This window comes from Bacillus solimangrovi (genome assembly GCF_001742425.1).
GTDB lineage: Bacteria > Bacillota > Bacilli > Bacillales > Bacillaceae_N > Bacillus_AV > Bacillus_AV solimangrovi.
The window spans coordinates 1-23882 of sequence record NZ_MJEH01000044.1; the positions used below are offsets into that span (position 1 = coordinate 1).

The 23882-nt window shown below is 34.5% G+C and carries 22 protein-coding genes; 17 read left to right on the forward strand and 5 right to left on the reverse strand.

Features of this window, described 5'->3' with window-relative positions; all coding sequences use genetic code 11:
* The first annotated feature begins 43 nt into the window (after nucleotides 1-43).
* The 8 genes from pepV to BFG57_RS13685 all read left to right on the forward strand — a co-directional run bounded on the left by pepV (nucleotide 44) and on the right by BFG57_RS13685 (nucleotide 9227).
* Nucleotides 44-1462, forward strand: a complete 1419-nt coding sequence (pepV, locus tag BFG57_RS13650; RefSeq protein WP_069718051.1) for a dipeptidase PepV — start codon at nucleotides 44-46, stop codon at nucleotides 1460-1462.
* A 294-nt stretch (nucleotides 1463-1756) separates the two neighbouring features.
* Nucleotides 1757-2914 carry an MFS transporter gene (locus BFG57_RS13655; protein ID WP_245676767.1) on the forward strand — a complete coding sequence of 386 codons (1158 nt, stop codon included), beginning with the start codon at nucleotides 1757-1759 and terminating at the stop codon, nucleotides 2912-2914.
* A 10-nt stretch (nucleotides 2915-2924) separates the two neighbouring features.
* On the forward strand, nucleotides 2925-3539 hold the full coding sequence (gene thpR, locus BFG57_RS13660) for an RNA 2',3'-cyclic phosphodiesterase (protein ID WP_083249271.1): 615 nt from the start codon (nucleotides 2925-2927) through the stop codon (nucleotides 3537-3539).
* A 64-nt stretch (nucleotides 3540-3603) separates the two neighbouring features.
* Nucleotides 3604-3972 carry a CidA/LrgA family protein gene (locus tag BFG57_RS13665; RefSeq protein ID WP_069718054.1) on the forward strand — a complete coding sequence of 123 codons (369 nt, stop codon included), beginning with the start codon at nucleotides 3604-3606 and terminating at the stop codon, nucleotides 3970-3972.
* Nucleotides 3969-4655, forward strand: a complete 687-nt coding sequence (locus BFG57_RS13670; protein ID WP_069718055.1) for an LrgB family protein — start codon at nucleotides 3969-3971, stop codon at nucleotides 4653-4655. The genes BFG57_RS13665 and BFG57_RS13670 overlap by 4 nt, the downstream gene beginning before the upstream one ends.
* A 340-nt stretch (nucleotides 4656-4995) precedes the next feature.
* Complete coding sequence (locus BFG57_RS13675; protein WP_069718056.1) at nucleotides 4996-6012, forward strand: NERD domain-containing protein; 1017 nt, start codon at nucleotides 4996-4998, stop codon at nucleotides 6010-6012.
* A 198-nt stretch (nucleotides 6013-6210) separates the two neighbouring features.
* A complete protein-coding gene (pulA, locus tag BFG57_RS13680) occupies nucleotides 6211-8361 on the forward strand; it encodes a type I pullulanase (RefSeq protein WP_069718057.1) in 2151 nt (716 codons plus the stop codon).
* Between the two features lie 89 nt (nucleotides 8362-8450).
* Nucleotides 8451-9227 carry a phosphotransferase family protein gene (locus BFG57_RS13685; RefSeq protein WP_069718058.1) on the forward strand — a complete coding sequence of 259 codons (777 nt, stop codon included), beginning with the start codon at nucleotides 8451-8453 and terminating at the stop codon, nucleotides 9225-9227.
* Between the two features lie 123 nt (nucleotides 9228-9350).
* Here the strand turns inward: BFG57_RS13685 and BFG57_RS13690 are convergent, their stop codons facing one another.
* A complete protein-coding gene (locus BFG57_RS13690) occupies nucleotides 9351-9638 on the reverse strand; it encodes a YtzH-like family protein (RefSeq protein ID WP_069718059.1) in 288 nt (95 codons plus the stop codon).
* Nucleotides 9639-9962: 324 nt separating this feature from the next.
* Here BFG57_RS13690 and trmB point away from each other — a divergent pair, with 324 nt between their 5' ends.
* Nucleotides 9963-10607, forward strand: coding sequence for a tRNA (guanosine(46)-N7)-methyltransferase TrmB (trmB, locus tag BFG57_RS13695; protein WP_069718197.1), 645 nt, complete (start codon nucleotides 9963-9965; stop codon nucleotides 10605-10607).
* A 151-nt stretch (nucleotides 10608-10758) separates the two neighbouring features.
* On the opposite strand, the gene BFG57_RS13700 is transcribed toward trmB, so the two are convergent.
* Nucleotides 10759-11652 carry a hypothetical protein gene (locus BFG57_RS13700; protein ID WP_069718060.1) on the reverse strand — a complete coding sequence of 298 codons (894 nt, stop codon included), beginning with the start codon at nucleotides 11650-11652 and terminating at the stop codon, nucleotides 10759-10761.
* Between the two features lie 204 nt (nucleotides 11653-11856).
* The gene (locus BFG57_RS13705; RefSeq protein WP_069718061.1) at nucleotides 11857-12156 is read right to left on the reverse strand and encodes a PepSY domain-containing protein; all 300 of its coding nucleotides are present in this window, start codon (nucleotides 12154-12156) and stop codon (nucleotides 11857-11859) included.
* Nucleotides 12157-12329: 173 nt separating this feature from the next.
* Between BFG57_RS13705 and BFG57_RS13710 the strand changes: the two genes are divergently transcribed.
* Together BFG57_RS13710 and BFG57_RS13715 are read left to right on the forward strand one after the other, a co-directional pair.
* Complete coding sequence (locus BFG57_RS13710; protein ID WP_069718062.1) at nucleotides 12330-13403, forward strand: M42 family metallopeptidase; 1074 nt, start codon at nucleotides 12330-12332, stop codon at nucleotides 13401-13403.
* 57 nt (nucleotides 13404-13460) lie between these two features.
* A complete protein-coding gene (locus BFG57_RS13715; RefSeq protein WP_069718063.1) occupies nucleotides 13461-13979 on the forward strand; it encodes a DUF84 family protein in 519 nt (172 codons plus the stop codon).
* Nucleotides 13980-14082: 103 nt separating this feature from the next.
* On the opposite strand, the gene BFG57_RS13720 is transcribed toward BFG57_RS13715, so the two are convergent.
* On the reverse strand, nucleotides 14083-14529 hold the full coding sequence (locus BFG57_RS13720) for a YtoQ family protein (RefSeq protein WP_069718064.1): 447 nt from the start codon (nucleotides 14527-14529) through the stop codon (nucleotides 14083-14085).
* Between the two features lie 172 nt (nucleotides 14530-14701).
* Between BFG57_RS13720 and BFG57_RS13725 the strand changes: the two genes are divergently transcribed.
* Nucleotides 14702-15211 (forward strand): hypothetical protein, encoded by a 510-nt coding sequence (locus BFG57_RS13725; RefSeq protein WP_069718065.1) that lies wholly within the window; start codon nucleotides 14702-14704, stop codon nucleotides 15209-15211.
* Nucleotides 15212-15331: 120 nt separating this feature from the next.
* Here BFG57_RS13725 and BFG57_RS13730 read toward each other — a convergent pair whose 3' ends face one another.
* Nucleotides 15332-17371 (reverse strand): methyl-accepting chemotaxis protein, encoded by a 2040-nt coding sequence (locus tag BFG57_RS13730; RefSeq protein ID WP_069718066.1) that lies wholly within the window; start codon nucleotides 17369-17371, stop codon nucleotides 15332-15334.
* 246 nt (nucleotides 17372-17617) lie between these two features.
* Here BFG57_RS13730 and BFG57_RS13735 point away from each other — a divergent pair, with 246 nt between their 5' ends.
* The 5 genes from BFG57_RS13735 to BFG57_RS13755 all read left to right on the forward strand — a co-directional run bounded on the left by BFG57_RS13735 (nucleotide 17618) and on the right by BFG57_RS13755 (nucleotide 23815).
* The gene (locus BFG57_RS13735; RefSeq protein ID WP_069718067.1) at nucleotides 17618-18625 is read left to right on the forward strand and encodes a PTS sugar transporter subunit IIC; all 1008 of its coding nucleotides are present in this window, start codon (nucleotides 17618-17620) and stop codon (nucleotides 18623-18625) included.
* Between the two features lie 33 nt (nucleotides 18626-18658).
* Nucleotides 18659-18970, forward strand: coding sequence for a thioredoxin family protein (locus tag BFG57_RS13740; protein WP_069718068.1), 312 nt, complete (start codon nucleotides 18659-18661; stop codon nucleotides 18968-18970).
* A gap of 323 nt (nucleotides 18971-19293) precedes the next feature.
* The gene (locus BFG57_RS13745; RefSeq protein WP_069718198.1) at nucleotides 19294-20097 is read left to right on the forward strand and encodes a DUF1444 domain-containing protein; all 804 of its coding nucleotides are present in this window, start codon (nucleotides 19294-19296) and stop codon (nucleotides 20095-20097) included.
* 16 nt (nucleotides 20098-20113) lie between these two features.
* Nucleotides 20114-20719 carry a YtpR family tRNA-binding protein gene (ytpR, locus tag BFG57_RS13750; protein ID WP_069718069.1) on the forward strand — a complete coding sequence of 202 codons (606 nt, stop codon included), beginning with the start codon at nucleotides 20114-20116 and terminating at the stop codon, nucleotides 20717-20719.
* 126 nt (nucleotides 20720-20845) lie between these two features.
* Complete coding sequence (locus BFG57_RS13755) at nucleotides 20846-23815, forward strand: DNA translocase FtsK (RefSeq protein WP_069718070.1); 2970 nt, start codon at nucleotides 20846-20848, stop codon at nucleotides 23813-23815.
* Nucleotides 23816-23882 lie beyond the last annotated feature (67 nt).

A 23882-nucleotide genomic window follows, 5' to 3' on the forward strand; every position in this document is an offset into this window, starting at 1 on the left:
AGAGACTTATCAACAAGTGAAAAAATGAGTAGAGGTGACTATTATGAATCAAAAAATAAATTGGTTTGAAAAAGTTATAGAACTAAAAGAGGACTTAATTCGTGACACACAAACTTTTTTACAGATAAAAAGTGTAAAGGATGAAATGACTGCTAATGAAGATGCTCCTTTCGGTCAAGGTGTTCACGAAGCATTATTGCATATGTTATCCAAAGGAGAGCAAGAAGGTTTTATTGCAAAGAACTTAGACGGATATGCTGGACATCTTGAATTTGGTGAAGGGGAAGATCTCCTCGGTATTTTATGTCATGTTGATGTTGTTCCTGAAGGGGATGGTTGGACCTCTGAACCATTTTCAGCTGAGATTCGAAATGGTAATATCTATGCTCGAGGAGCAATTGATGATAAAGGTCCAACAATGGCTGCTTACTATGCCATGAAAATTGTGAAAGATCTTAATGTGAAGATGAATAAACGTGTAAGAATGATTATAGGTACAGATGAGGAAAGTGATTGGCTATGTATGGATCATTATTTTAAACATGAAGAGATGCCAAGTATGGGTTTTGCACCTGATGCAGACTTTCCAATTATTTTTGCAGAAAAAGGAATCGCCGATTTAGAAATTGATTTTCCCCCTAGACAAGCATCAGAGGAAAATCAACAATTGATCTCCTTCAAATCAGGGCGTCGATTTAACATGGTTCCAGATGATGCGAAAGCTGTCATAAAAATAGATCAAGATAGTAAGTTGGTTGTTGCGGATTTTAACGCATATTTAAGTGAACATAATTTAAAAGGAAGTACATCAGTAAGAATGGATGAGCTTCATTTACAAGTAGAAGGAATATCTGCACATGGAAGTGAGCCAACAAAGGGGAAAAGTGCAGGGTTATACTTAGCAAAGTTCTTGAATAACATGCAACTTGATGAACAGGCTGAAACGTTTATTTCATTTATTTGTGAATATCTTGTGGATGACTATCTAGGTGAAAAACTAGGCATTCAAGTCGCTGATGATGAATCTGGAGATCTGACAGTTAATGTGGGTATATTCGAGTATGCTCTCGAAACTGGAGGTAAAATAGGATTGAACATTCGCTATCCTGTTACACATCAATTTGAACAATCCAAGGCGATTTTAAGTACCCTTATTCAAAAATATGAATTGGGTTTGACGGTTGTAGATGATTCAAAACCACATTACGTTCCAAAAGATACTGCATGGTTAAAGACACTTCAACGTGTATATGAAGAACAGACAGGTGAAAAGGGAGAATTAATCTCTATCGGTGGGGGTACATATGCGCGAGTGTTAGAGAGTGGAGTGGCGTTTGGTCCATTGTTCCCTGGAAGCGAAGAAGTGGCTCACCAAAAAGATGAGTATATGAATATTGAAGATATGCTAAAGGCGACAGCCATTTATGCACAGGCAATTTTTGAATTAGCGATAGAGAAATAACATTGAGTATTGATTTAGTAAGCTAAAATGAACATTGATAAGGTCTATAAATTCATATTAGTTTCACTAATAACCGCTCTCATAAAAGGGAGCGGTATTCTCATTTGAAAAATTAAAGTGTAATTGTTTCATCATATTAACTAATATTCATAACTACGAATCTTTCAAAATTAACACGTTTTGACAAGCTTAAGAAATACTCCATTATGATTCTTTAACTATAGAAATTAGTGGTAGTAGACATTTGATAAATGGCAAGGGGAGGAACATCCATCAATGTACAGTCTTTCAATGATGAAACTAGAACGAACAGGTCTTCAATTCAGATTAGTTTATTTTTTTATTTTCTTTTCTTTTGGTTCCTTATTTCCGTTATTATCCGTTTTTTTACGAAATGATGCAGGATTATCAGGTACACAAATAGGTACGATTATTTCACTTAGCCCAGTTGTGATGATTTTCATTCAACCATTTTGGGGAATTGTAAGTGATGCTACACAAAGACCAAGATTTGTGCTCACCTTAACACTTTGTTTAACAGGTCTTACTGCATTACTATATTTATTGGTAGACACTTATTTTCTTTTTATTATAGTTGCACTTCTATCGGCTTTCTTTCAAAGTGCAATTGTACCTGTATCTGACAGTCTTTCTCTAAGTTATGTACAGCGGAGTGGAGAAAATTATGGCTCAATTCGATTATATGGAGCACTTGGGTTTTCAGCAGCAGTGCTTGTAGCAGGATGGTTTGCAGATCAATTTGGTATACACGTTATCTTCTATTTGTTTGCGTTCATACTTATTTTTGTTTCTTTACTCTCATTCAGGTTGCCAGAAGAAAGCCAACAAATGAAGATTAATATGAGAGAAGGAAGCCGTACTTTACTTAAAATGCCTCGTTTTATATTAATTATAGCTGCAACTTTCTGTGTGTTTGGTCCAGTATTAGCAAACAATTTTTATTTTGGCATATATTTAGAAGAAACAGGGGCAACGTTAACGGGTATAGGAGTTGCGTTTCTACTTGCTGCAGGTAGTGAAGCTCCATTCATGAAAGTAGCTCACAATTTTATTGGAAGGCTAGGATTAGTTAACGTCCTTTTATTTGCATCTATTGTATCAGCATTCAGGTGGGGGATTTATATATTCGAACCACCACTATTTATCGTGTATGTTACAACGATTATGCAAGGGATTTCAGTTGGATTATATGTTCCTGCAGCTTTGCAATATGTTAGAGAGTTAGCCCCTCAAGAAGTAAGATCAACGGCGGTTTCTCTATATTCAGCAGCAGGAAACGGGTTTGGAAATTGGTTTTGTGCTTTTTCCGCTGGTTTTATTATTGAATTTCTTGGAGTGTCATCACTTTATATTTTATTTGCTTTTTTAACAGTGCTTGGGACGTGCTTCATTATAATGATCTATCGATTAGATAAAGTTGTGATAAAATAAACAATAACATATGTTGGTAAATACAAAAAAGGGTGAAGGTATGAAACAGCATTATTTTATTGCAATTCCGTTATCAACAAAATTAGAGCAATGTTTTGATAATCAAATGTCTAGTTGGAAAAAGTGGTTATCATTTAAAAATTGGGTTCATCCACATGATTTGCACATTACTCTTGCTTTTTTAGGTTTTGCTACATCTGAACAATTAGATTGTATTAAAGAGCAGTTACATGCTTCTATATGTAATCATCAGCCATTTACTCTAACATTATCAAATCCTGGTGTTTTTGGAAGAGAAGAATTTCCTCGAATTTTTTGGATGGGAGTGGAACATTCAGATCCACTAATCAATTTACAAAAGAATGTGAGTGAATTTCTCGAACGAAATGATTTTAGTCTGGATAAAAGGCCGTATTGTCCACATATTACATTAGCTAGGAAATGGAAAAATGAACAAGCATTTCAATTAGATAAGCTGAATTTTTCTCATATAAAACCTAGTTTGTCATGGGAAGTAAATGATGTTGTTCTGTATAAAACAAACATGGATCTTATACCAAAATATGAACCAGTATATACATGGAGATTAGGTGAACTTTATTCATCTTTAATTGACGATAACTAAGGGAAGACTTGAAAACATTTATGAACAATAAAAAGGCTGTCTAATAAGAAAAGGGAGAGAGAGTATGAAGTGGGTGAGATTTATATCCCAAATAGCAATTTTGTTTGGATTTTATTATATCGGGGTTGGGATACAAGTAGTCTTAAACTTGTTTATTCCTGGTAGTATTATTGGGATGTTATTGCTGTTCGTACTACTTAAGATGAATGTAATAAAGCTGAAGTGGATTGATGGTGGGGCAAGCTTTTTATTATCTCATTTGCCATTACTTTTTATCCCTGTAACAGTTGGAATTATAGACTATTTTTCTTTGTTTAAGGGGAAAGGGTTCTTATCGTTAATCGTAGTTATTCTTAGTACAGTTATCGTAATGATTTCTTCAGCTTATGCAAGTCAGTTTATCGCTATTCGCAAAGAAAGGGAACAAGTATGAAGTTGTTAATTGGATTGATTAGTATTATAACAACTATCGTTATTTATTTTGTGATGAAGAAAGTATACATTAGGTTTCACACAACATTTATGGTGCCCATTCTAACAGGTACAATTAGCATCGTACTGTTATTGCTAGTTTTCAACATTTCTTATGACACATATATGATAGGTGGCAAGTGGATTGTTGATATGCTAGGTCCAGCTGTAGTTGCGTTAGCAATTCCGTTGTATAAACAATGGTCAACAATAAAGAAATATACACTTCCTATTATAACAGGAGTTCTTATAGGTACAGTATTAGGTATTGTGACAGGTATTGAATTATCAAAATTACTAGGTCTAGAATCAATAACATTGTATTCTATTGTACCAAAGTCAGTTACTTCTCCAGTTGCAATGGATATAGCAGATGTAATCGGAGGTAACTCTACTCTTGCAGCTATTTTTGTCATGATTGCTGGAATAGTAGGGGCTGTGTTAGGTCCATCATTGCTAAAGTTTTTCCGAATTCATCATTTCATTGGACGGGGAATTGGTTTCGGTAGTGCTTCACACGGAATTGGTACAGCTAAGGCATTGGAGCTCGGAGAAGAAGAAGGTGCAATTAGTTCCATATCAATGACATTAAGTGCAATTTTCGCCTCTATATTAAGTCCACTTCTTGTTTATATACTTTTATAGAAGAAATTTAATAAGTCTGAGTGAAATGACGATAGAAAGCGTAAGTACGTTTTTTTACCTAGAGTACTTATTAAATATCCAATTTAGTACAGGCAGTTACGTCATTTTGAGCATCTCAGCTTTTTAGAAAAATACATATATAAAAGTACTTAGAGATAACTTTTATCGCCATAATTTCTTAATTATTGGTCTTATAATTAAGAAGATAAACAGAACACTTTACGATATTTCACCTTAGGCATGCAGCTATTTTGGGATATTGTATGTATTATCTTAATACTTACTAATAAAAAGAAATTGTTAAATAAGGGCTATAAGAGAAATAATATGGGGGAGAATTATGGCACAGCTAATTAAACTTCAAGACTTCATTTCAAGATATGAAACCGATATATATCGCTATCCAAGTCAGTACATTCGTTTAAAGAAACATCGGTGGGAAGGCATTAAAAAACAGTGGTATAACGGGACATTAAGTAAGGTAAACTTCAGTGATATGCCCAACGAGTTTAGTGAATATAAGCCGAATTTTGAAGAAGACTGGTTAAATGATAACCGAAAATCTTTTTTTTCTTCAATGAAAAATTGGTTTGCACGTAATAAAAATAAAGATGAGAATTATTACTATGAAAATGAAATTTACTCTGTAGAATCACAACATCAGGCTATTGAACGACATAAATCATTGGACGAGGTAAAACAGGATTTTTTAGATGAACTATTACGTTTTCAAATTATGTGGGCAAGCTCTACGATAAGAGATAAATCATATGTCAATCATTCACTTTATTACGACACGTCCTTACGTTATTTTTTACAACAATTTCCTGATAATTTTCTTATTTTGTATCAGCCAATTTTTCAAATCAAGAGTGCGCCAGTTGAACTTGATATTGTAATGTTGACACCAATATCCACTATTTGCATTACATTATTAGAGAGTCAAACAAAAGAGGGAGAAGTGTTCCAAGTAGATAAAGGGCGTTATTGGATAGAAGGTTATGGAGAAGAAAGTAAGAAGAGAATTAATCCGATGTTAACACTTAACCGGATGTATAAAGTAATTAATGGGATATATGAACATGAACATATTGATATGCCTGTTAAACGTATTGTATTGAGTCGGAATGGTTATATTGAGCAAGCACATGCTCCTGCTGATACACAAATAATTGATAGAAGAACATACAAGGATTGGCATGATAGTATGAAGAGAATGCCGTCTCCTTTAAAACATAATCAATTAAAAGCAGCTCAATCTTTATTAAATTATTGTCAAAGTACTTATGTTCGTCGCAGTGAGTGGGAAGAAAGTGATGATCTTAACCAAGGCGAATCTAATGAACATCTACTCTAATCATTAAGAAATAGGATGTCCTCTGAATGTAAGCTGAATTTGCTACAGTGACAGTAACCCTAAATTATTCTAACGCCATGCTAGAAAGAAAATATAATTCATTCTTTAGAAGCTTAATAAAATATTCAACTTTCTTAGGTAGAGTTTGGATCACTCATTTTGTTAGAAAAAATATATATGAAATGATGGTGAAGGTTTTTGAAACCACTATTTAAAGCTTATTTAGATGAACTGAATAAATTGACAGTCTTGGCTAAGCCGGGTTTTCAATCCTCACAGTTTAATTTAATACATGATAGTGGAAGAGAAACATTGAATATAGAGCATGTTGAAGCCACTGATGAATATACAAAATATGTTTGTCGTAGTCACGATTTTCTCAAGCTGGAAAAAGAATATCATATTGAAGATGAGGTTGGTTATAGGTTTCCACTATTTATAGGAGCTGTTATACGAACAGAAGCTTTTGATGAGCGATATTCATATGATGGAACTGACTTAGGTAATGTGTATGATAAAAATGAAACAATTTATAAAGTATGGGCTCCGAGTGCTACAAGAGCAGAAATCGTTTTCTATAATGAAAATCAGCTTGTTAGTAGTAAGCATTCAATGAAACGTGAAGATAGAGGTGTGTGGGTATATTACCAAAAAGGAGATCATGAAGGACAACGATATACATACCTAGTATGTATTAATCAGCAGTGGCATGAAGCAGTCGATCCTTATGTTCGTTCTGTTACTGTAAATGGACATCTAGGTGTTGTCATTGATCCTCAAAAGGTAAATCAACCTATTAATAAAAGTTATTTGCCACACTTTAAACATTATACAGATGCTGTGATTTATGAAACGCATATTCGTGATTTTACAATTCATAAAAAAAGTGGTGTAAAACAAAAAGGAAAATACCTTGGCTTTGTCGAAGAAGGGACGACAGATCAAAAAGGTAAAGTAACAGGTATCGATTATCTTGTTCATTTAGGTGTTACACATATTCAAATCATGCCTGTTCATGATTTTGAAGGTGTGGATGAATATTCCCCTTCCAGTGAATATAATTGGGGATATAACCCAGTTCATTTTAATGTACCAGATGGAAGTTATGCATCAGATCCGATTAACCCTTATACTCGTATTAAGGAATTAAAGGAAATGGTTGCTTTACTTCATAAAAAGGGATTACGTGTTATTTTCGATGTAGTATATAACCATGTCTTCAAACGTGAGACATCCTCATTTAGTAATCTTGTTCCTGGGTACTATTTTCGTTACAACACAGATGGAATGCCTTCAAATGGTACTGGAGTTGGTAATGACATTGCGTCTGAACGGAAAATGGTTAGGAAATTTATTGTTGATTCTGTTGTATATTGGATAAAAGAGTTCGGTATAGATGGAATAAGGTTTGATTTAATGGGGATTTTAGACATCGATACAATGAAAGAAATACGTCGTGCTGTAGATGTCATTGATGACTCAATTTTAATATTAGGAGAGGGATGGGAACTAAATACCCCTTTGCAAAAAGAGAAAAAAGCGACATTATCGAATGCATCACAATTACAGCGCATTGCGTTTTTTAACGATCAATTTAGAGATATAATTAAAGGAAGCAACTTTGAATTGGAAAATCGTGGTTTAATAAGTGGTGAAAAAATATCTGAAAATTCACTCATGCAGTTATTCGCAGGTACTGTAACATTTAATGATGAGTTTCCTGGATTATTTGAAACACCAAGTCAATCAGTAAATTATATCGAATGTCATGATAATCATACGTTGTGGGATAAGTTATTAGCAACGAATGGCCAAGAGAGCGAAACTACTAGAAGAAAAAGACAACGTTTAGGAATAACGATGATTATACTTTCTCAAGGGATCCCCTTTTTACACAGCGGAATGGAGTTTTTTCGAACGAAATTTGGGGACGAAAATAGCTATAAATCTGGAGACATTATCAATCAGCTTGATTGGGAAAGACGTTCATGTAACGAACAAAATATACAATATGTTAGAAATATACTAAAATTAAGGAAAAAATTCAAGGCTTTTCGCCTACAAACACAAGCGCAAGTTACTCAATGTTATCAGTGGATGGGATCTGGTGAAGGTTACTGTATGTATTTACTTCATCATTTTGAACAACCCGAAAAGATATTAGTTATTTTTAATTTTAGTAATGATGTTACCCAACTTTCACTTGGTCTAGAAGGAACTTGGAAAACGATCGTCAAAGGAGAAATAGCAACATTTAAGCAGAGAGAGCATATTAATCTTCATTATTTTGAAATAGAACCATTATCTACTATAGTAGCAATACAAGAAGTAAGTGATAAAATCGACTAAATATATGTTGTAAAATGTCGAAATGCGTTATACTAGTAAAATGAGCATTTAACTGTATGAATTGATTTAGAAATTGAGGGTGAGTTTCGTTGGAACAACGATTGGGATTAAGTGAAGGTTGGCACATTACTCCTGCAGGGGGAGCAACCGGAGAAGCGTACATCGCAGAAAATCATGAACAGAAACTTTTCTTAAAACGTAATTCCTCGCCTTTTTTAGCTGTGTTATCTGCTGAAGGAATTGTTCCGAAGTTAATTTGGACGAGACGGATGGAGAATGGTGATGTTATCACTGCACAGCAATGGCTGGAAGGCAGGGAGTTAAAAGCTTCTGATATGAAACATCCTTCGGTAGCAAACCTATTGAGTAAAATACATGGTTCTAAGGAATTATTGGATTTATTAAAGAGAATCGAGAAGAACCCATTAGAGCCAGAAGGTGTGTTAACTGAAATTGATGAACAAGTAATTGCACAAGTATCTCACCCTGTTCTTGATAAAGCAAGAGTATATTTAGAGAGAAATCTTGAGCGGATTAGATTTCATCAAAAAGTCGTTTGTCACGGTGATGTTAATCATAACAATTGGTTATTAAGTGCTGAAAAACAGCTCTATTTAATTGATTGGGATGGAGCAATGGTCGCCGATCCTGCACTTGATATTGGACAATTATTATATTGGTACATTCCAAAAAATGAATGGCAAGATTGGTTAGATCAATACGGAATTAAGCTGTCTTCGAATTTAGAAGAACGGATGAGGTGGTATGTAATTGCTCAGACGATTCTTTCTATTAATTGGCATCGAAGAAGAGATGAAAGAAAAGAAATGGAGAACTGGATAAAGTATCTCCAAGAAATATTTTGAGACTGAGCGTTCTATAATGAAACGACTCAGTCTTTTTGTTTGCCCAATGAAGAATTTGTGGGGTATTAATTGTATTATTCTATCAATCCGAAGAGGATTCTTAATATATGTCAATAATAGCAATTAGTGAAGTTGGTCTTGTGTAGGTAATTCATCAACCCATTGCGTTATACTTGATTGGTTGTCCTGTATATGTTGTGTGAGGTTTTTAATATTTGCTCCTTTTTGACTATAGTCATATATTTCATATAGTAAATCTTTCACTTGAGCGGTTGTTTCTTCTTTCGCGATGAGCGATTGAATAAGACGTTGAAGTTGTCGGCACTCTGAAACAGAACCAGATTGATCTGTTAAATGGTTATTTAAAATATCACTTAAAATGTTCATTTGATGCTGGGTAGTGAGTGGCATGATTTACTCCTCCTGTCCGAACTAAATATGTCCCTAGTTCATATGTTATCCAAATAATTAAGAGAAATGCTGGTAATATAGTGAAACTTGAAGTTAAGCAATTTTCGTTATTTCCGTTAGTCTGAAGTGAGAATTTTAATCAAAGGAGGTCGATGAATTTCAGGGAGATCATAACTTCACGATTTTCTCTTATGTAATATGTTCGTCAAAAGTAGTTTCTAATGAAATCTTTTGTTTTTGTCATTTTCATGATATGTTTTAAGAATGAAAGCTCTCCTCTGTGAAAAATGGAGAATTGTAATGAAAGATGGAGGTAACAAATCGATGCGTTTAAGACATAAACCGTGGGCAACTGATTTTATCGCTGAAAACCCACATTTTGTAGTGCCTAATCCTGAAGAATGCCAAGGGAACTGGTCAAAGGATGTATTTCATAATGATAATCCTATTTATATTGAAGTGGGGACAGGTAAGGGAAGCTTTGTTACTGGGATGGGGAAACAACATCCAGATGTGAATTTTCTCGGAGTAGAATTGTATCCAAGTGTTATCATCTCAGCTCTACAACGGTTAGTAGATGAACCACAAGACAATGTAAAATTATTAAATCAAAATGCGGAAGATGTTACAAAATTTTTTGCCGAAAATGAAGTCTCACGTGTATATTTGAACTTTTCTGATCCTTGGCCTAAAAAACGACATGAAAAGCGTCGATTAACTTATAAGGCATTCTTAGATTTATATAAACAAATATTAATTCCAAATGGTGAGATTCACTTTAAGACGGATAATCAGCAATTATTTGAATACTCATTAGAAAGCTTTTCACGCTATGGAATGATTGTGAAGAACGTATCTTTGGATTTGCATAATAGTGATATAGAAGGTAACGTAATGACAGAGTATGAAGAGAAATTCTCGAATAATGGGAATCGTATTTATCGTTGTGAAGCGCAGTTCAGAGAATAAACCTACACATTTGTGTAGGTTTTTTATTTTGATAGTGTGATGTTAAAAAAATGATGAACAACAAAGTGATTTGTTTCGAATATGCTGTCAAGTATATGCACGATTTGATTATCTATTAGTGAGTTAAAGTTTCTCATTAATAGAAGGTTTTTTATAATATCACTTTCTTTTCGTATTGATTAATATGAACATCAACGTCTAAGCGACTCATGCTAACTGTCATGCGTCCTTGTCCCATCTTTGTTAGGCTTGCCATATGTATAAAGCTTGGTACTTGTTGATCAGGGTATATACAGACATTTCTTTTTAACAATTCAATACGCTCCCAGTCTGATAACTGTAACGAATTTTGATTAGAGCTGGTAATAAAATCACATGCTTCTTGTACGAGTGGTTTATGACTCGATTTTTTTAATTGTTGAAATGGGTTTGAAAAAATTGTTGTCTTGAAAATACCAGCATCTCTGAAACGAGTTAAAACGCGTCTTACAGCAGCTTCTGCTCCAATACCAAAATTTCCTGGAACGATACAAAAGTCTGCATGCAAATCTTTCACTTTTTCTACCCCTGCCATCAGTGTGTAAACATCAGAGCATATGATAAAAATGGCTGTTTTAACTTCATTGTTAATGTGTAATTCAACTTTATTTAAGTAATGATAATCAGCAACATTCATCTTCGGGAATTTTTCATCATACTGAACGCGCTCAAATGATTGAGGTGTAATCTTAGCTTGTGGTGTATGAATCTTTCCCTCTTTAGTTATGATTATAAGTGTATTGTAATTTCTATTGTTTTCCATATAAGGGAGATCGATTGGAATCATGTTAATTGTAGTCATAATGCTAATCTTTTTACTTATAGCGGTTACTTTTAATTGCTCAAGAGCTTTGTTCCCGTTTTCAACTGTATAAGCAATATACTCTGGTAATACGGCAATACTTTCTTGAGGTAATTGTTCAAGTTTGTTAATACAATATTCTAATACAGACTCTTCACTCCCCATAGGATATGAAAGAACATACCATTGTTTATCATTTTTCATAATGCTCCCCCTGTATGATCTGTGCAAAACTTCTTTCGTACTTTCAAGTTAATAAATCCAAAAACGTAATTTTAAAATTAATGTTATTGAAAGAGTTGAATAATAAGCAGTTAGGGATATGGTTTTGTTTTTGTATGTATTTTACATACAAAACAAACATGACCCCCCTTTCATTTATCGTAAGGGGATCATGTTATTGTTGAATCACAATACATCTACAATCGTACCCGTATTAGCATCAACTAAAAATTCTTCTTGCTTCAAGTCGTCTTCAACTAACCTAGAAATACCTCCGCGATAAACTGAGTACGTTAATCCATTTTTTTTAATTGATTCTGGAGCCATATGGATCCATGAACCATCAACGGGTCCATTTTCTTTTAAAGCTTCTTTAGCAGAACGTAAAGCTTGTTCTGCTGATAATGGTTTTTTTGATTGAGAATAAGCCCATACACCTGCAGCAGCGCCAATGCTAACACCTAACAACGTGTTCTTCCAGTTCATCAAGACACCTCTTTCATTAGATATGACTACCAATAACATATAGTATATCAGAAAATTTGCTCATTATTTCAAATAATATGGAACCTTATGGGAAAACATCTACAGTGGAAACGTGTTGTCAGTTTCGATACAATGAAGATAATAACAATTTTTCCATGAGAGGGAGTATCGTAGTGAATCAAGAAACGATGCAATTATTTAAAACATTAACAGAGCTTCAAGGAGCTCCAGGAAATGAACATGCAGTTAGAAAATTTATGATAGGCGAATTAGAAAAATATGCTGATGACATTATTCAAGATAATTTAGGTAGTGTCTTTGGAGTTAAAAAAGGTGAAGTTGATGGTCCACGTGTCATGGCAGCGGGACATATGGATGAAGTAGGTTTTATGGTTACGAAGATTACTGATAATGGAATGTTGCGTTTTCAAACACTTGGTGGTTGGTGGAGTCAAGTATTGTTAGCTCAACGTGTTCAAGTTATGACAGATAATGGTCCTGTAATTGGTGTTGTTGCATCAACCCCACCTCACTTATTAACAGAAGCTCAGCGCAAAAAGCCGATGGATATAAAAAATATGATGATTGATATTGGTGCAGATGATCACGAAGATGCTTTACAAATCGGGATTAAACCAGGTCAACAAATTGTTCCAATTTGTCCATTTACTCCAATGGCTAATGAAAAGAAAATTTTAGCGAAAGCTTGGGATAATCGTTATGGTTGTGGATTAGCAGTTGAATTATTAAAAGAATTAAAAGGTGAGTCATTACCTAATACATTATACTCAGGGGCTACCGTTCAAGAAGAAGTAGGACTTCGAGGTGCACAAACTGCTGCTAATATGATTAAACCTGACATTTTTTACGCAATGGATGCAAGTCCCGCAAACGATGCGTCTGGCAATAAAACAGAATTCGGTCAATTAGGAAAAGGTACTTTACTTCGTATACTTGATCGTACGATGGTAACACATCGAGGTATTCGCGAATTCATACTTGATACAGCCGAAACAGAGAAGATTCCGTATCAATATTTCGTATCACAAGGCGGAACTGATGCTGGACGTGTACATACTTCTAATCAAGGGATTCCATCGGCTGTCATCGGAATTTGCTCGCGTTATATTCATACATCAGCGTCTATCATTCATATAGATGATTATGCAGCTGCAAAAGAGTTGCTTATAAAGTTGGTTAAGAAAACGGATAAAACAACAATTGAGACTATTCGACAAAATGGTTAACCAATACTAATAGAATGGTCTAATACGAACAGTGAATGATATAGAAGGTGAAGTACAATGAAGGTTGCGATTGGTACGACTAATAAAGCAAAGGTTAAGTCGATTCAGTTAATCTTTCCCGATGATTCTCTCATACCGTTGCAAGTTTCCTCTGGTGTATCCGCACAACCTCTAACTGATGAAGAAACGTTTAGAGGTGCCAAGAATCGAGCAGTAGCAGCTTTGAAACAAGCGAATTCACAGATTGGTATTGGTCTAGAGGGCGGTGTAGTAGAAACAAACGAAGGCATGTACCTTTGTAATTGGGGAGCACTTGCTACACGTGAAGGTAAAATCATTACAGCTGGTGGAGCCAGAATTCATTTGCCAGATGATATCGCTAACGGTATAAAATCTGGAGAAGAGTTGTCAAAGGTGATGGAAGATTATACAAACCTCTATGATGTACGTTCTAATCAAGGTGCGGTCGGCATTTTTACAGACGGATATGTGGATCGAAGTGAAATGTTTTACCATGTTGTAAAGCTTCTAAAGGGTCAATATAGCTATTACTGTAAAATGAATAGTATTCTATAAGTGAAAATGCTTGATTCAAATTGAATCAAGCATTTTTATTTTTTTAACAGTTAACTATGTAGTGTATTTGTATCCTTTTAAAAAATTTGACCCTTAGTTTTATTTAAGAGGTTTCGAATAGATAAGAAAGCACTCGCAAAGCTTGTTCAGGTGTTTCTACGGTTACGTTTGCTTTGTTAGAGAGTTCTTTAAGTGGATGCACTAATGTTTCAGGTCTGATTAGGATAACAGGTTTGTTCATCGAAAGAGCTGCACTAGCATCCATTGCTGTGTTCCATTGTTTATATTTCTCACCGAAAAATGCAATTACAACATCAGCTTTTTTCAGAAGAACTTCAGTACGAAAGTTATTAATATCTGACGCGGCATGGTCCTTGATTAAGGAATTCGGTTGTTTTCCTAAAATCTCCTCTCCGATATTATCTGAGCGTTCATGATTTTCCATGGGACCAACGAAGTTTACTGAAAGTTTCATTTCTGATGCTACTGTTTTTATTTCTGTTCGCCAATCATCATGAATTTGTCCTGCTAAGTATACGATTAATTCCATATTGTTCATATCTCCTTATAAAATGTCATATTTACATGACATTATTTTCCCTATTCCTTCAGAGTATAAACATTTTTAGAAATTGTTTATTATATTTTGTTATACAAGCTTGCTAAATCTTCTATCGAATGTAAGATAGAAGAGAAGCATTATTTTGATGGAGGAGTTAGAAATGATTCGATTCTATAGATTATTCATCTTAATTACGATATTATTTGTTATTTCAGCTTGCTCTGCATCTGAAAAAGAAGTTGTTTCTGAAACTAAGTCAGAAGTTGAGAACGTTTTTTTAACTGGTAATCAAAAAGCAAATAAAGAAAAAGAGACATTTCGTTATTATATGCCATCTAGTTTTTCCGTTGTAGAGCAAGATGATTATAACATTGTGTTTTCTAAGGGGAAAACAAAAGTTATTTTATTTGTGAATCCGAATGAGTCTTATGATAGTGAAGTATTGTATGAACAAATAGCCTCTGAACAAAAAGTTATTATTGATGAGACGTGGAACGAAGATGGAAGATTTGCCTATTTAAAGATTAATTCAATAGGTGAGAAAGACAAGCATGAGCTGGTCATTGGAATTGGTGGAGCTAAACTAACTACTGAAACATCTACTTCTTCTATGGTTAGTACGGCAACGGCAATGATGGAAATAGCGAAGTCAATTGAAATCATTGAGTAACGCATCCAACTCTTAAATTTATTCGAAGCTCTTTTAATCGTTAAAAGGTAGATACACATAGTATTTGACTAATGTGTATCTACCTTTTTTCACTTGATATAAATTTTCAGTAATCTAGTTCTAGTTTTCACCCTCTATAATCGGGTTTGTTCTATCTTCTTGCTCTTTAGGATAGTCTTTTTTGTTTTTTAGTTTGAAACGGTTTACTTCTTGTTGGAGTGTTAGAGAAATTGTTCGTAATTGAACAGCAGCTTTATTGACTTGTTCGATTGCTTCATTTTGGTTGTCACTTGAAGCACTTACTTCTTGAGAAGTTGCAGCAGCTTGTTCCGCTATGTCTTTTATTTCACGAAGGTTTTCCGACACATGATCGTTAGCATTTTCTGCATCAACAACAGCTTGTTGGACACTTAGTGATTTACTAGAAATGTCGTTAATATAGGAGACGATTGATTCAAATGCAATATTTGTTTTGGTGACAGCTTCATTTTGGTTTTCACGAAAAGAATCGAATTGATTGGCTTCATTCGATAGAGTCTGCATTTGTTCAGCCATTGAAGTGACAAGATATTGAATATTTTTTGCCTCTGTGTGAGTACGTTCAGCTAGTTTCCTAACTTCGTTTGCTACAACTGAGAATCCTTTCCCAGCTTCACCAGCACGAGCAGCTTCAATCGCTGCATTTAATGCTAATAGATTTGTACTCTCAGAAATATCTTGGATCGTATGTACGATTGCTGTAATTTGTTCGGATTGTGTGACAGCTTGTTGAATATGTTGAGCTAAATGTGTTGCGAGTTGTAAAAATTGTTCTGAAGTGTGTTGAAGGTGTTGAATGATTTCAATACCTTCTTTTCCTTTATCCTCTACTTCAATTGCATGATTTGCGATTTGTTTGCTGTATGTTGCTGTTGTTTCTATCGTTTCAGTAACTTTTTGAATAAGTATTGCACTTTCTTCGAGCCGACTAGCTTGATTTTGTGAGCCAACAGCTACTTGTCGAAAAGCATGATTTATTTCAGCAGTTTGTGCGGTCGTTTCTACAGAAATAGCACTTAAATGCTGTGATGAACTTGAGAGTTGCTGAGAAGCGGTTAATACTTTAGAAAGGGAGCTTTGGACATTTTTTGCCATCTTATTAAAAAATGTAGTAAGTTCACCCATTTCATCTTTTGTATGTACCTCAACACGATGACTGAAATCACCTTCTCCAATTACAGCAGCACCTGTTTTTAAATGTTGAATAGATTTTGTGATTGAACGTATCATATAGAATCCAAATGTGACTAATAGTGACATAATTATAATACTAATAACAATCATAATGGTAAATAATAAAGATTGAACCTCTTTTTGATCTTGTTCTAGTTGTTGGGTATTACTAACCGTTAATTTTGCTACCTTTATTGCACTTTGTGTAATTTCATCTGCAATTGCTTCGAAATTTTTATTAAGTAAAATGATTTGTTTAAATGTTTCATGAATTGATTCCATAGCACTTTGATATGCGATTAAGTTAGTGGAGAGTTTTATCTTTCTTTCATCTTCAATTGGTGCTTCATTAATCATTTCTTTGAATGATGATATAGATAATTTAAAACTTGAGAAGTCACTTTCATCACGAGTACGAAGGTATTCTTTTTCATACATTCGCATCAGCAATAATTGTTGTGCTAGTTGAGAGTTGTTAGTTTCATCAATAACTACATTAAATGATACATAAGCGTCTTTAATCTTTGCTTGTAGACCTGATGCATCAGTATAACCGATTTGTTTTGTCATACTCTTAACCATATTGAATTGATCAAGATAGCTTTGTCCAAGTCTATTTAATTGAATAAATTCTTCGTACACAACTTCACCTTCTGAAAACTTACTCATACCACTTTTTATTTCTTCAATTAAGCGTGTACTGTGGATAAGTGATTGTTCTGATATATCTTCAGACGGATTACGTAAAAATTGTTGCTCATATTTTCGTGCCATTGCAAATTCATTTTGAGCTCGAAGAGAAATAGACTCAACTTCATTAAAATGAATTTGTTGTTTTTTCATCTCTTGATGTGAATGCATAGTGAATACTGAAAAAGCAATGATAATAGAAAGTCCTATTAGTGTCATTGCTAACATTATACGTAATCGATTTTGTATAGTAAGCATCTGATCCCACTCTCTTTTTGTATTTTCAGACGATTTGTATTATAGGACTATAATATCAGAAAAATTAGAAAGATTAACCGTTTTTGTATTAAAAATTTGAAGTTTATAAATATTATTAAGTAAATTCTTTTATATAAGAAATCTTCTGTTGTTAATATGTTTCTTTACATATGGATCTCGAATCTATACACTTTCATAGTATTCAACGTTTTGATTATAATTTGTGAACGATACAGGGAGGAAAAAATGAAAGTTTTTTTGAATTCAAAGGGAGTTACCCTTTCTGCAAAAGAATATTTTATTAACGCACTCAGTTATATGGCGCTAGGTTTGTTTTCTTCATTAATTATTGGATTAATTATGAAAACAATTGGTGATCAGTTTAAATGGCCATTTTTTACTGAAATGGGTTCATTGGCAATGGGACTGATGGGTCCAGCGATTGGAGCAGCTGTTGCTTATGGATTAAAGGCACCACCACTTGTTATTTTTGCTTCTATAATATCAGGAGCTGCTGGAGCAGAGTTAGGTGGCCCTGCAGGCAGTTATGTAGCTGCTCTTATTTCTAGTGAAGTCGGTAAGGTTGTGAGTAAAGAAACAAAGATTGATATTATTGTGACACCTTTCGTTACAATAACAGTTGGTTTCGCTACTGCTAGTTTGATTGGTCCAAGTGTTGCAGCATTTATGGAAGCGTTTGGTGCGTGGATTATGTGGTCTACAGAACTACGTCCTTTATTGATGGGAATACTCGTTGCTATTTCCATGGGGCTTGCTTTGACGGCACCTATTTCTAGCGTTGCGATCGCACTAATGCTAGATTTAAGTGGTGTTGCTGGAGGTGCGGCGACAGTAGGATGTGCTGCGCAAATGATTGGTTTTGCTGTGAGCAGTTATAGGGAGAATGGTTTTGGTGGATTAGTTGCACAAGGCATTGGAACATCCATGCTTCAAGTAGCAAATATCGTCAGAAATCCATACATCCTTATTCCACCAACAGTTGCTGGGGCATTGTTAGCACCATTTGCTACAGTATGGCTAGATATGAGTAATAATTCTTCAGGTGCAGGCATGGGGACAAGTGGATTCGTTGGTCAAATTATGACATTTACAACGATGGGATTTTCAGGGATTGTAATCTTAAAGGTATTGTTATTGCATATTATTGGTCCTGCTATCATTAGTTTGCTATTATCAGAATTAATGAGGAAAGCTGGCTTAATTAAATTTGGTGATATGAAGATTGATTATTAAGTAAAATGATGAAGGTTAATAGGAGGAATTCAAATGATATCAATTGAATCGAAGGAAATGTTTGAAACAGTTAAAAATAAAGAAAGCGTCATTTTTCTTTTTTCAGCAGATTGGTGCCCTGATTGTCGAGTAATCGAACCATTCTTACCTGATTTAGAAAAGAAGTATGACAAATATAAATTCTATTACGTGGATCGTGATGAATTCATAGATATTTGTGTTGAACTAGATATATTTGGAATACCAAGCTTCCTTGCATTTGAAAAAGGAGAAGAATTAGGGCGTTTTGTTAGTAAAGATCGTAAAACACAAGAACAAATAGAAGACTTTATTGAAAGTTTATAATTGAAGAGGCAGCTTTTCTTATTAGGAAAGCTGCTTTTTATCGGATGTTAATTAAAGCTGCGGATACAAGCTAAATGTCTAAAAAATTATAGGAAGCTTATCCTTTTGTAATAATAACATTGGAAAATATCTGACTAGTTCAACTAAACATTAGAATTAACGAAAGAAAAATGCTATTAACATGGCTGATTATTGATATTAGTAGAATAACATCAATGAATAAAGATGATTTTTTCTTTGCAATAGAACATGTTACACTATTGAAGGTGTCAGTCGTGGAAATGTGAAGAGGAAAAATAGGAAGGAGGAGAGTTACATTGAAAATGGATACGAAAAAGATGAGAAAAGAGTTAGAGACACGCCTAGAAGGTCCAAATAGAATACTGAAATTTGATAGAGAGAAAGATGAATTACGAGTTGAATTAAGTGAAACAAATCAAGGTATTAGTATTTCTCTTCCAGGAGTTATCGCGAAATATGAAGAACGTAAATCAAAAGCAATAGACGAAGTTGTCTATCATATAGAAGAAGCATTAAAAGCAATGGAAGAAACTCAAGAATTACAAGGAAAGGAAAAATACATCTTTCCTGTTGTTCGAGCAGCATCCTTTCCTGTTGAAACAAAGGATGGTAAGCCTTTAATATATGAAGAACATACAGCGGAAACAAGGATCTACTATGCGCTAGATCTAGGGAACAGTTATCGTCTTATTGACGAGCCTTTTGCTGAAAATGAAGGTTTAACGCATGAGCGATTAAAAGAAATTGCGAGGTTTAATGCACGTTCTTTGAGCACTGAAATGAAAAGTGATGAAGTAGCAGGTAACACATTTTATTTTCTCAATTCCAATGATGGTTATGATGCAAGTCGATTATTGAATGAAACATTTCTTGAAAAGTTTGCAGCAGAAGTTCAAGGAGAAATGGCGATTGCTGTACCACATGCTGATGTTTTGATTATGGCAGACATACGCAATGAGATGGGTTATGATATTTTAGCGCAAATGGCTATGAGCTTTTTTGCTGAAGGTCGTGTACCAATTACTGCAATGTCTTTCTTATATGAAAACAAAGAACTTGAGCCAATATTTATTTTAGCTCAAAAAAAACCAAAACGAAAAGAATAAGAGAGGAAGATGAAGAATGAATGCTTTTTATAATAAGGTTGGAATTGGAGATACTTTGCTAGTGGTTTTAAAGGATATAGAGAATTCCAAACGCGAAGTAGAGGTGAAAGGATCTGTAGCTCAAATTTATAACAATGAAACGAACGAAACGGTCGGTTATAACTTTTTTAACATTTCCGAAGAAATATCTATTGAAGCGAATGGTGTCGTTGATGTAAATGAAACCTTCGTAGCACAATTGAATCATATTTTAGAAAAAAATGGTCACTCTAGTAAAATAGACGTTGATTTTTCACCAAAATTTGTTGTTGGTTACGTTGAAGAGAAGAGCAAACATCCTAATGCAGATAAATTAAGTGTTTGTACAGTTGATGTTGGAAATGAAAAGTTGCAAATTGTCTGTGGTGCTCCTAATGTTGAGAAAGACCAAAAAGTCGTTGTAGCAAAAGTAGGAGCTGTTATGCCATCTGGAATGCTAATTAAGGAAGCCCAATTACGAGGTGTTGACTCTTATGGAATGATTTGTTCTGCTAAAGAATTAAATATGCCAAACGCACCTACAGAAAAGGGTATACTTGTTTTAACAGATAATGTGAAAATCGGAGAGGCTTTTGAATTCTAAACCACTAGACATATGTTCTAGTGGTCTTTTTCGCTTATATACGAACCCTTTCTTTTCTTGTTAGAATAGAAGAAACTCTAACAAATAAATGATTAATTAAGATAGGGAAGAAAGAGGAGTTGTATCATGAATAATTGGCTGAAGAGCTTTTTTAAGAAAATAAATGATAATGAACAAGAAGAGCAATATATTGAAACAAAAGAACCTTCTATGCAGACGAATCGACGTGAGACTGAAGCAAAGGTCACTTATCAATACTCTAGTGGGAGATTTCGTTTCCCGGTAATTCCTGATGATAACAGGGAATCGCCATCACGGACAAAAGAACGAGAGCCCATTAAGAGACAGCGACCACATCCCAAGAGACGTGAACAGCATGAACGTAATGATCAACAAGAAGAAGTAAAAAGTGTTCGTGTGAGCACAGTTTCTACAACTAAAAAGAGGTTCAAAAGAACTGATGTACCTTCGCCAATTTACGGTTATAACAAGCCTGGAAATTATTCAGAAGAAAAGCAATATGACTTTGAACATAATCGTGAACAAACCGCATCTTCAAATGAATCAGAAGAGCATCCAGTAATAAGAGAGAGCAATTTGGAACCAAATAGTCAGTTTCAATTAGTAGATGAGGATATAATGATAGGTGATGAAGAGAAAGATAAGGAAGATAATGTTATATTAAAAAATGAAAGCGAATATATGAATGTTGATGAAAGTGCCGTAACTTTAGATAAGGAAGCTGATGATATTTCATTTGATCTAGATCAAAAGCAAGAACAGAACATTCAACTCACTAATCTGGTAGAAGAGTATAAAGAAATACAGGGCATCGAAACGAATGAGGAGCAAGAAGCTCCAAGGAATTCCGATAAAGTGTTCTCTTTACAACCAGAACAATCAAGTGAACAGATTGAGGACGGGCAAGCAATCGAACATTCAATGGTTGATGAGCCTCACAATTTTGAAATAACGGTAGATGAACAAGAAGACACTAATTCTGAAGAAAAAATTCTCGAAGATAAGATAGAGAGAGTGGAAGAGAAAACGAAAACTGCTAGGGAGCAGCCTTCTCAAGAGGTCAAACATTACAACAGTGAAGCTGTTCCATTCAATGTTTTAATGAGTAAAAAAGATAGACAATTAAAAAATGAAAGTGAAAATATGAATGTTAATGAAAGTGCTGTAACTTTAGATGAGGAAGCTGATGACCTTTTATTTGATCTAGAGCAAAAGCAAGAACAGAACATTCAACTCACTAATCTGGTAGAAAAGCATAAAGAAATACAGGGCATCGAAACAAATGAGGAGCAAGAAGCTCCAAGTAATTCCGATTATGTGTTCTCTCAACAACCAGAGCAATCAAGTGAACAGAATGAACACAGGCAAGCAACCGAACATTCAGTGGTTGATGAGCCTCACAATATTGAAATAGCGTTAGATGAACAAGAAGACACTAATTCTGAAGAAAAAATTCTCGAAGATAAAATAGAAAAAGTGGAAGAGAAAACGAGAACTGTTATAGAGCAATCTTCTCAAGAGGTCAAGCGGAATAAGAGTGGAGCTGTCCCATTCAATGTTTTAATGAGTAAAAAAGATAGACAAAAATGGGAAGAGGGAGCTTCTAAAGAGAATTCGTCTGTATCACATTCTAAAACAATTGCTACATACAAAAAGCCACAATTATCGTTATTAGATATTCCTGAACAAACATATGAGCATAATGATGAATGGCTGGAAGAACAAAGGAACTTACTAAATGAAACGTTACAAAATTTTAATGTGAACGCACATGTTGTTAATGTAACGTGTGGACCAGCTGTTACGAGATTTGAGGTACAACCAGAACGAGGAGTTAAGGTCAGTAAAATCACGAACTTGACAGATGACATTAAGTTGAACATGGCTGCAAAAGATATTCGTATGGAAGCACCAATACCAGGGAAGAATGCGATTGGAATAGAAGTCCCAAATCAGAAGAGTACACCAGTATTTATTCGTGAAATTTTGCGGAGCCCAGCTTTTATGAAGAGCGAATCTCCATTAACAGTATCTTTAGGGCTTGATATTGCAGGTGAACCGATTGTAACCGACTTAAGGAAGATGCCTCATGGGTTGATTGCAGGTGCTACTGGCTCTGGGAAGAGTGTTTGCATTAATTCTATTCTTATTAGTTTGATGTACAAGTCAAATCCAGAAGATGTTAAGCTGATGTTAATTGATCCGAAAATGGTTGAATTGGCTCCTTATAACGGTGTGCCACACTTAGTAAGTCCAGTAATTACAGATGTTAAAGCTGCTACGGCTGCATTAAAATGGGCCGTTGATGAAATGGAACGACGTTATAAGGTTTTTCATCATGAAGGTGTTCGAGATATTAATCGATTTAATCAGAAGATTGTTAACGAACAACACAAGGGTGAAAAAATGCCTTATTTAGTTATTATTATTGATGAGTTAGCAGATTTAATGATGATGTCTCCTCATGATGTTGAGGAAGCAGTTTGTCGCATTGCTCAAAAAGCAAGAGCTTGTGGAATTCATTTACTACTTGCGACTCAACGTCCTTCAGTTGATGTCATAACAGGATTAATAAAGGCTAATATTCCAACAAGAGTTGCCTTTTCAGTCTCTTCGCAAGTTGATTCAAGAACAATTATAGATACTAGCGGGGCTGAGAAGTTATTAGGAAAGGGAGATATGTTATTCCTTGAAAATGGAAAGTCAGAGTCATTGCGGATTCAAGGGAATTTTGTTTCAGATGATGAAATTGACCGTGTTGTAGATTTCGTAAAAAAACAACGAAAACCACATTATTTATTTGAGCAAGAGGAGTTAATCAAGCAACACCATGTATCTGAGGAAGAAGATGAATTATTTGTAGAAGCATGTGATTTTGTATTAGAGCAAGATGGTGCATCCGCATCAAGCTTACAACGTCGCTTCCAGATTGGTTACAATCGTGCTGCCAGATTAGTAGAGTCAATGGAAGCTCGAGGAATTGTTTCACCTCAAAAAGGAAGTAAACCAAGGGATATTTTAGTATCGAGAGAACAGTTAGAACAGATATTTGATGATAAAAAAGTTATTATGTAGCATGTAAAAACTGGATAATAAATCACTTATAAATACCATTAGTTCAATAACTCCCCAATTGTTCAAT

Coding starts and splice junctions, on each gene's coding strand:
- trmB (WP_069718197.1), top strand. CDS start 9,963: ATGCGTTTAAGACATAAACCGTGGGCAACTGATTTTATCGCTGAAAAC.
- pepV (WP_069718051.1), top strand. CDS start 44: ATGAATCAAAAAATAAATTGGTTTGAAAAAGTTATAGAACTAAAAGAG.
- BFG57_RS13700 (WP_069718060.1), bottom strand. CDS start 11,652: ATGAAAAATGATAAACAATGGTATGTTCTTTCATATCCTATGGGGAGT.
- BFG57_RS13675 (WP_069718056.1), top strand. CDS start 4,996: ATGGCACAGCTAATTAAACTTCAAGACTTCATTTCAAGATATGAAACC.
- BFG57_RS13705 (WP_069718061.1), bottom strand. CDS start 12,156: ATGAACTGGAAGAACACGTTGTTAGGTGTTAGCATTGGCGCTGCTGCA.
- BFG57_RS13725 (WP_069718065.1), top strand. CDS start 14,702: ATGATTCGATTCTATAGATTATTCATCTTAATTACGATATTATTTGTT.
- ytpR (WP_069718069.1), top strand. CDS start 20,114: ATGAATGCTTTTTATAATAAGGTTGGAATTGGAGATACTTTGCTAGTG.
- BFG57_RS13735 (WP_069718067.1), top strand. CDS start 17,618: ATGAAAGTTTTTTTGAATTCAAAGGGAGTTACCCTTTCTGCAAAAGAA.
- BFG57_RS13740 (WP_069718068.1), top strand. CDS start 18,659: ATGATATCAATTGAATCGAAGGAAATGTTTGAAACAGTTAAAAATAAA.
- BFG57_RS13720 (WP_069718064.1), bottom strand. CDS start 14,529: ATGGAATTAATCGTATACTTAGCAGGACAAATTCATGATGATTGGCGA.
- BFG57_RS13755 (WP_069718070.1), top strand. CDS start 20,846: ATGAATAATTGGCTGAAGAGCTTTTTTAAGAAAATAAATGATAATGAA.
- BFG57_RS13730 (WP_069718066.1), bottom strand. CDS start 17,371: ATGCTTACTATACAAAATCGATTACGTATAATGTTAGCAATGACACTA.
- BFG57_RS13665 (WP_069718054.1), top strand. CDS start 3,604: ATGAAGTGGGTGAGATTTATATCCCAAATAGCAATTTTGTTTGGATTT.
- thpR (WP_083249271.1), top strand. CDS start 2,925: ATGTTGGTAAATACAAAAAAGGGTGAAGGTATGAAACAGCATTATTTT.
- BFG57_RS13655 (WP_245676767.1), top strand. CDS start 1,757: ATGAAACTAGAACGAACAGGTCTTCAATTCAGATTAGTTTATTTTTTT.
- BFG57_RS13670 (WP_069718055.1), top strand. CDS start 3,969: ATGAAGTTGTTAATTGGATTGATTAGTATTATAACAACTATCGTTATT.
- BFG57_RS13745 (WP_069718198.1), top strand. CDS start 19,294: ATGGATACGAAAAAGATGAGAAAAGAGTTAGAGACACGCCTAGAAGGT.
- BFG57_RS13690 (WP_069718059.1), bottom strand. CDS start 9,638: ATGCCACTCACTACCCAGCATCAAATGAACATTTTAAGTGATATTTTA.
- BFG57_RS13715 (WP_069718063.1), top strand. CDS start 13,461: ATGAAGGTTGCGATTGGTACGACTAATAAAGCAAAGGTTAAGTCGATT.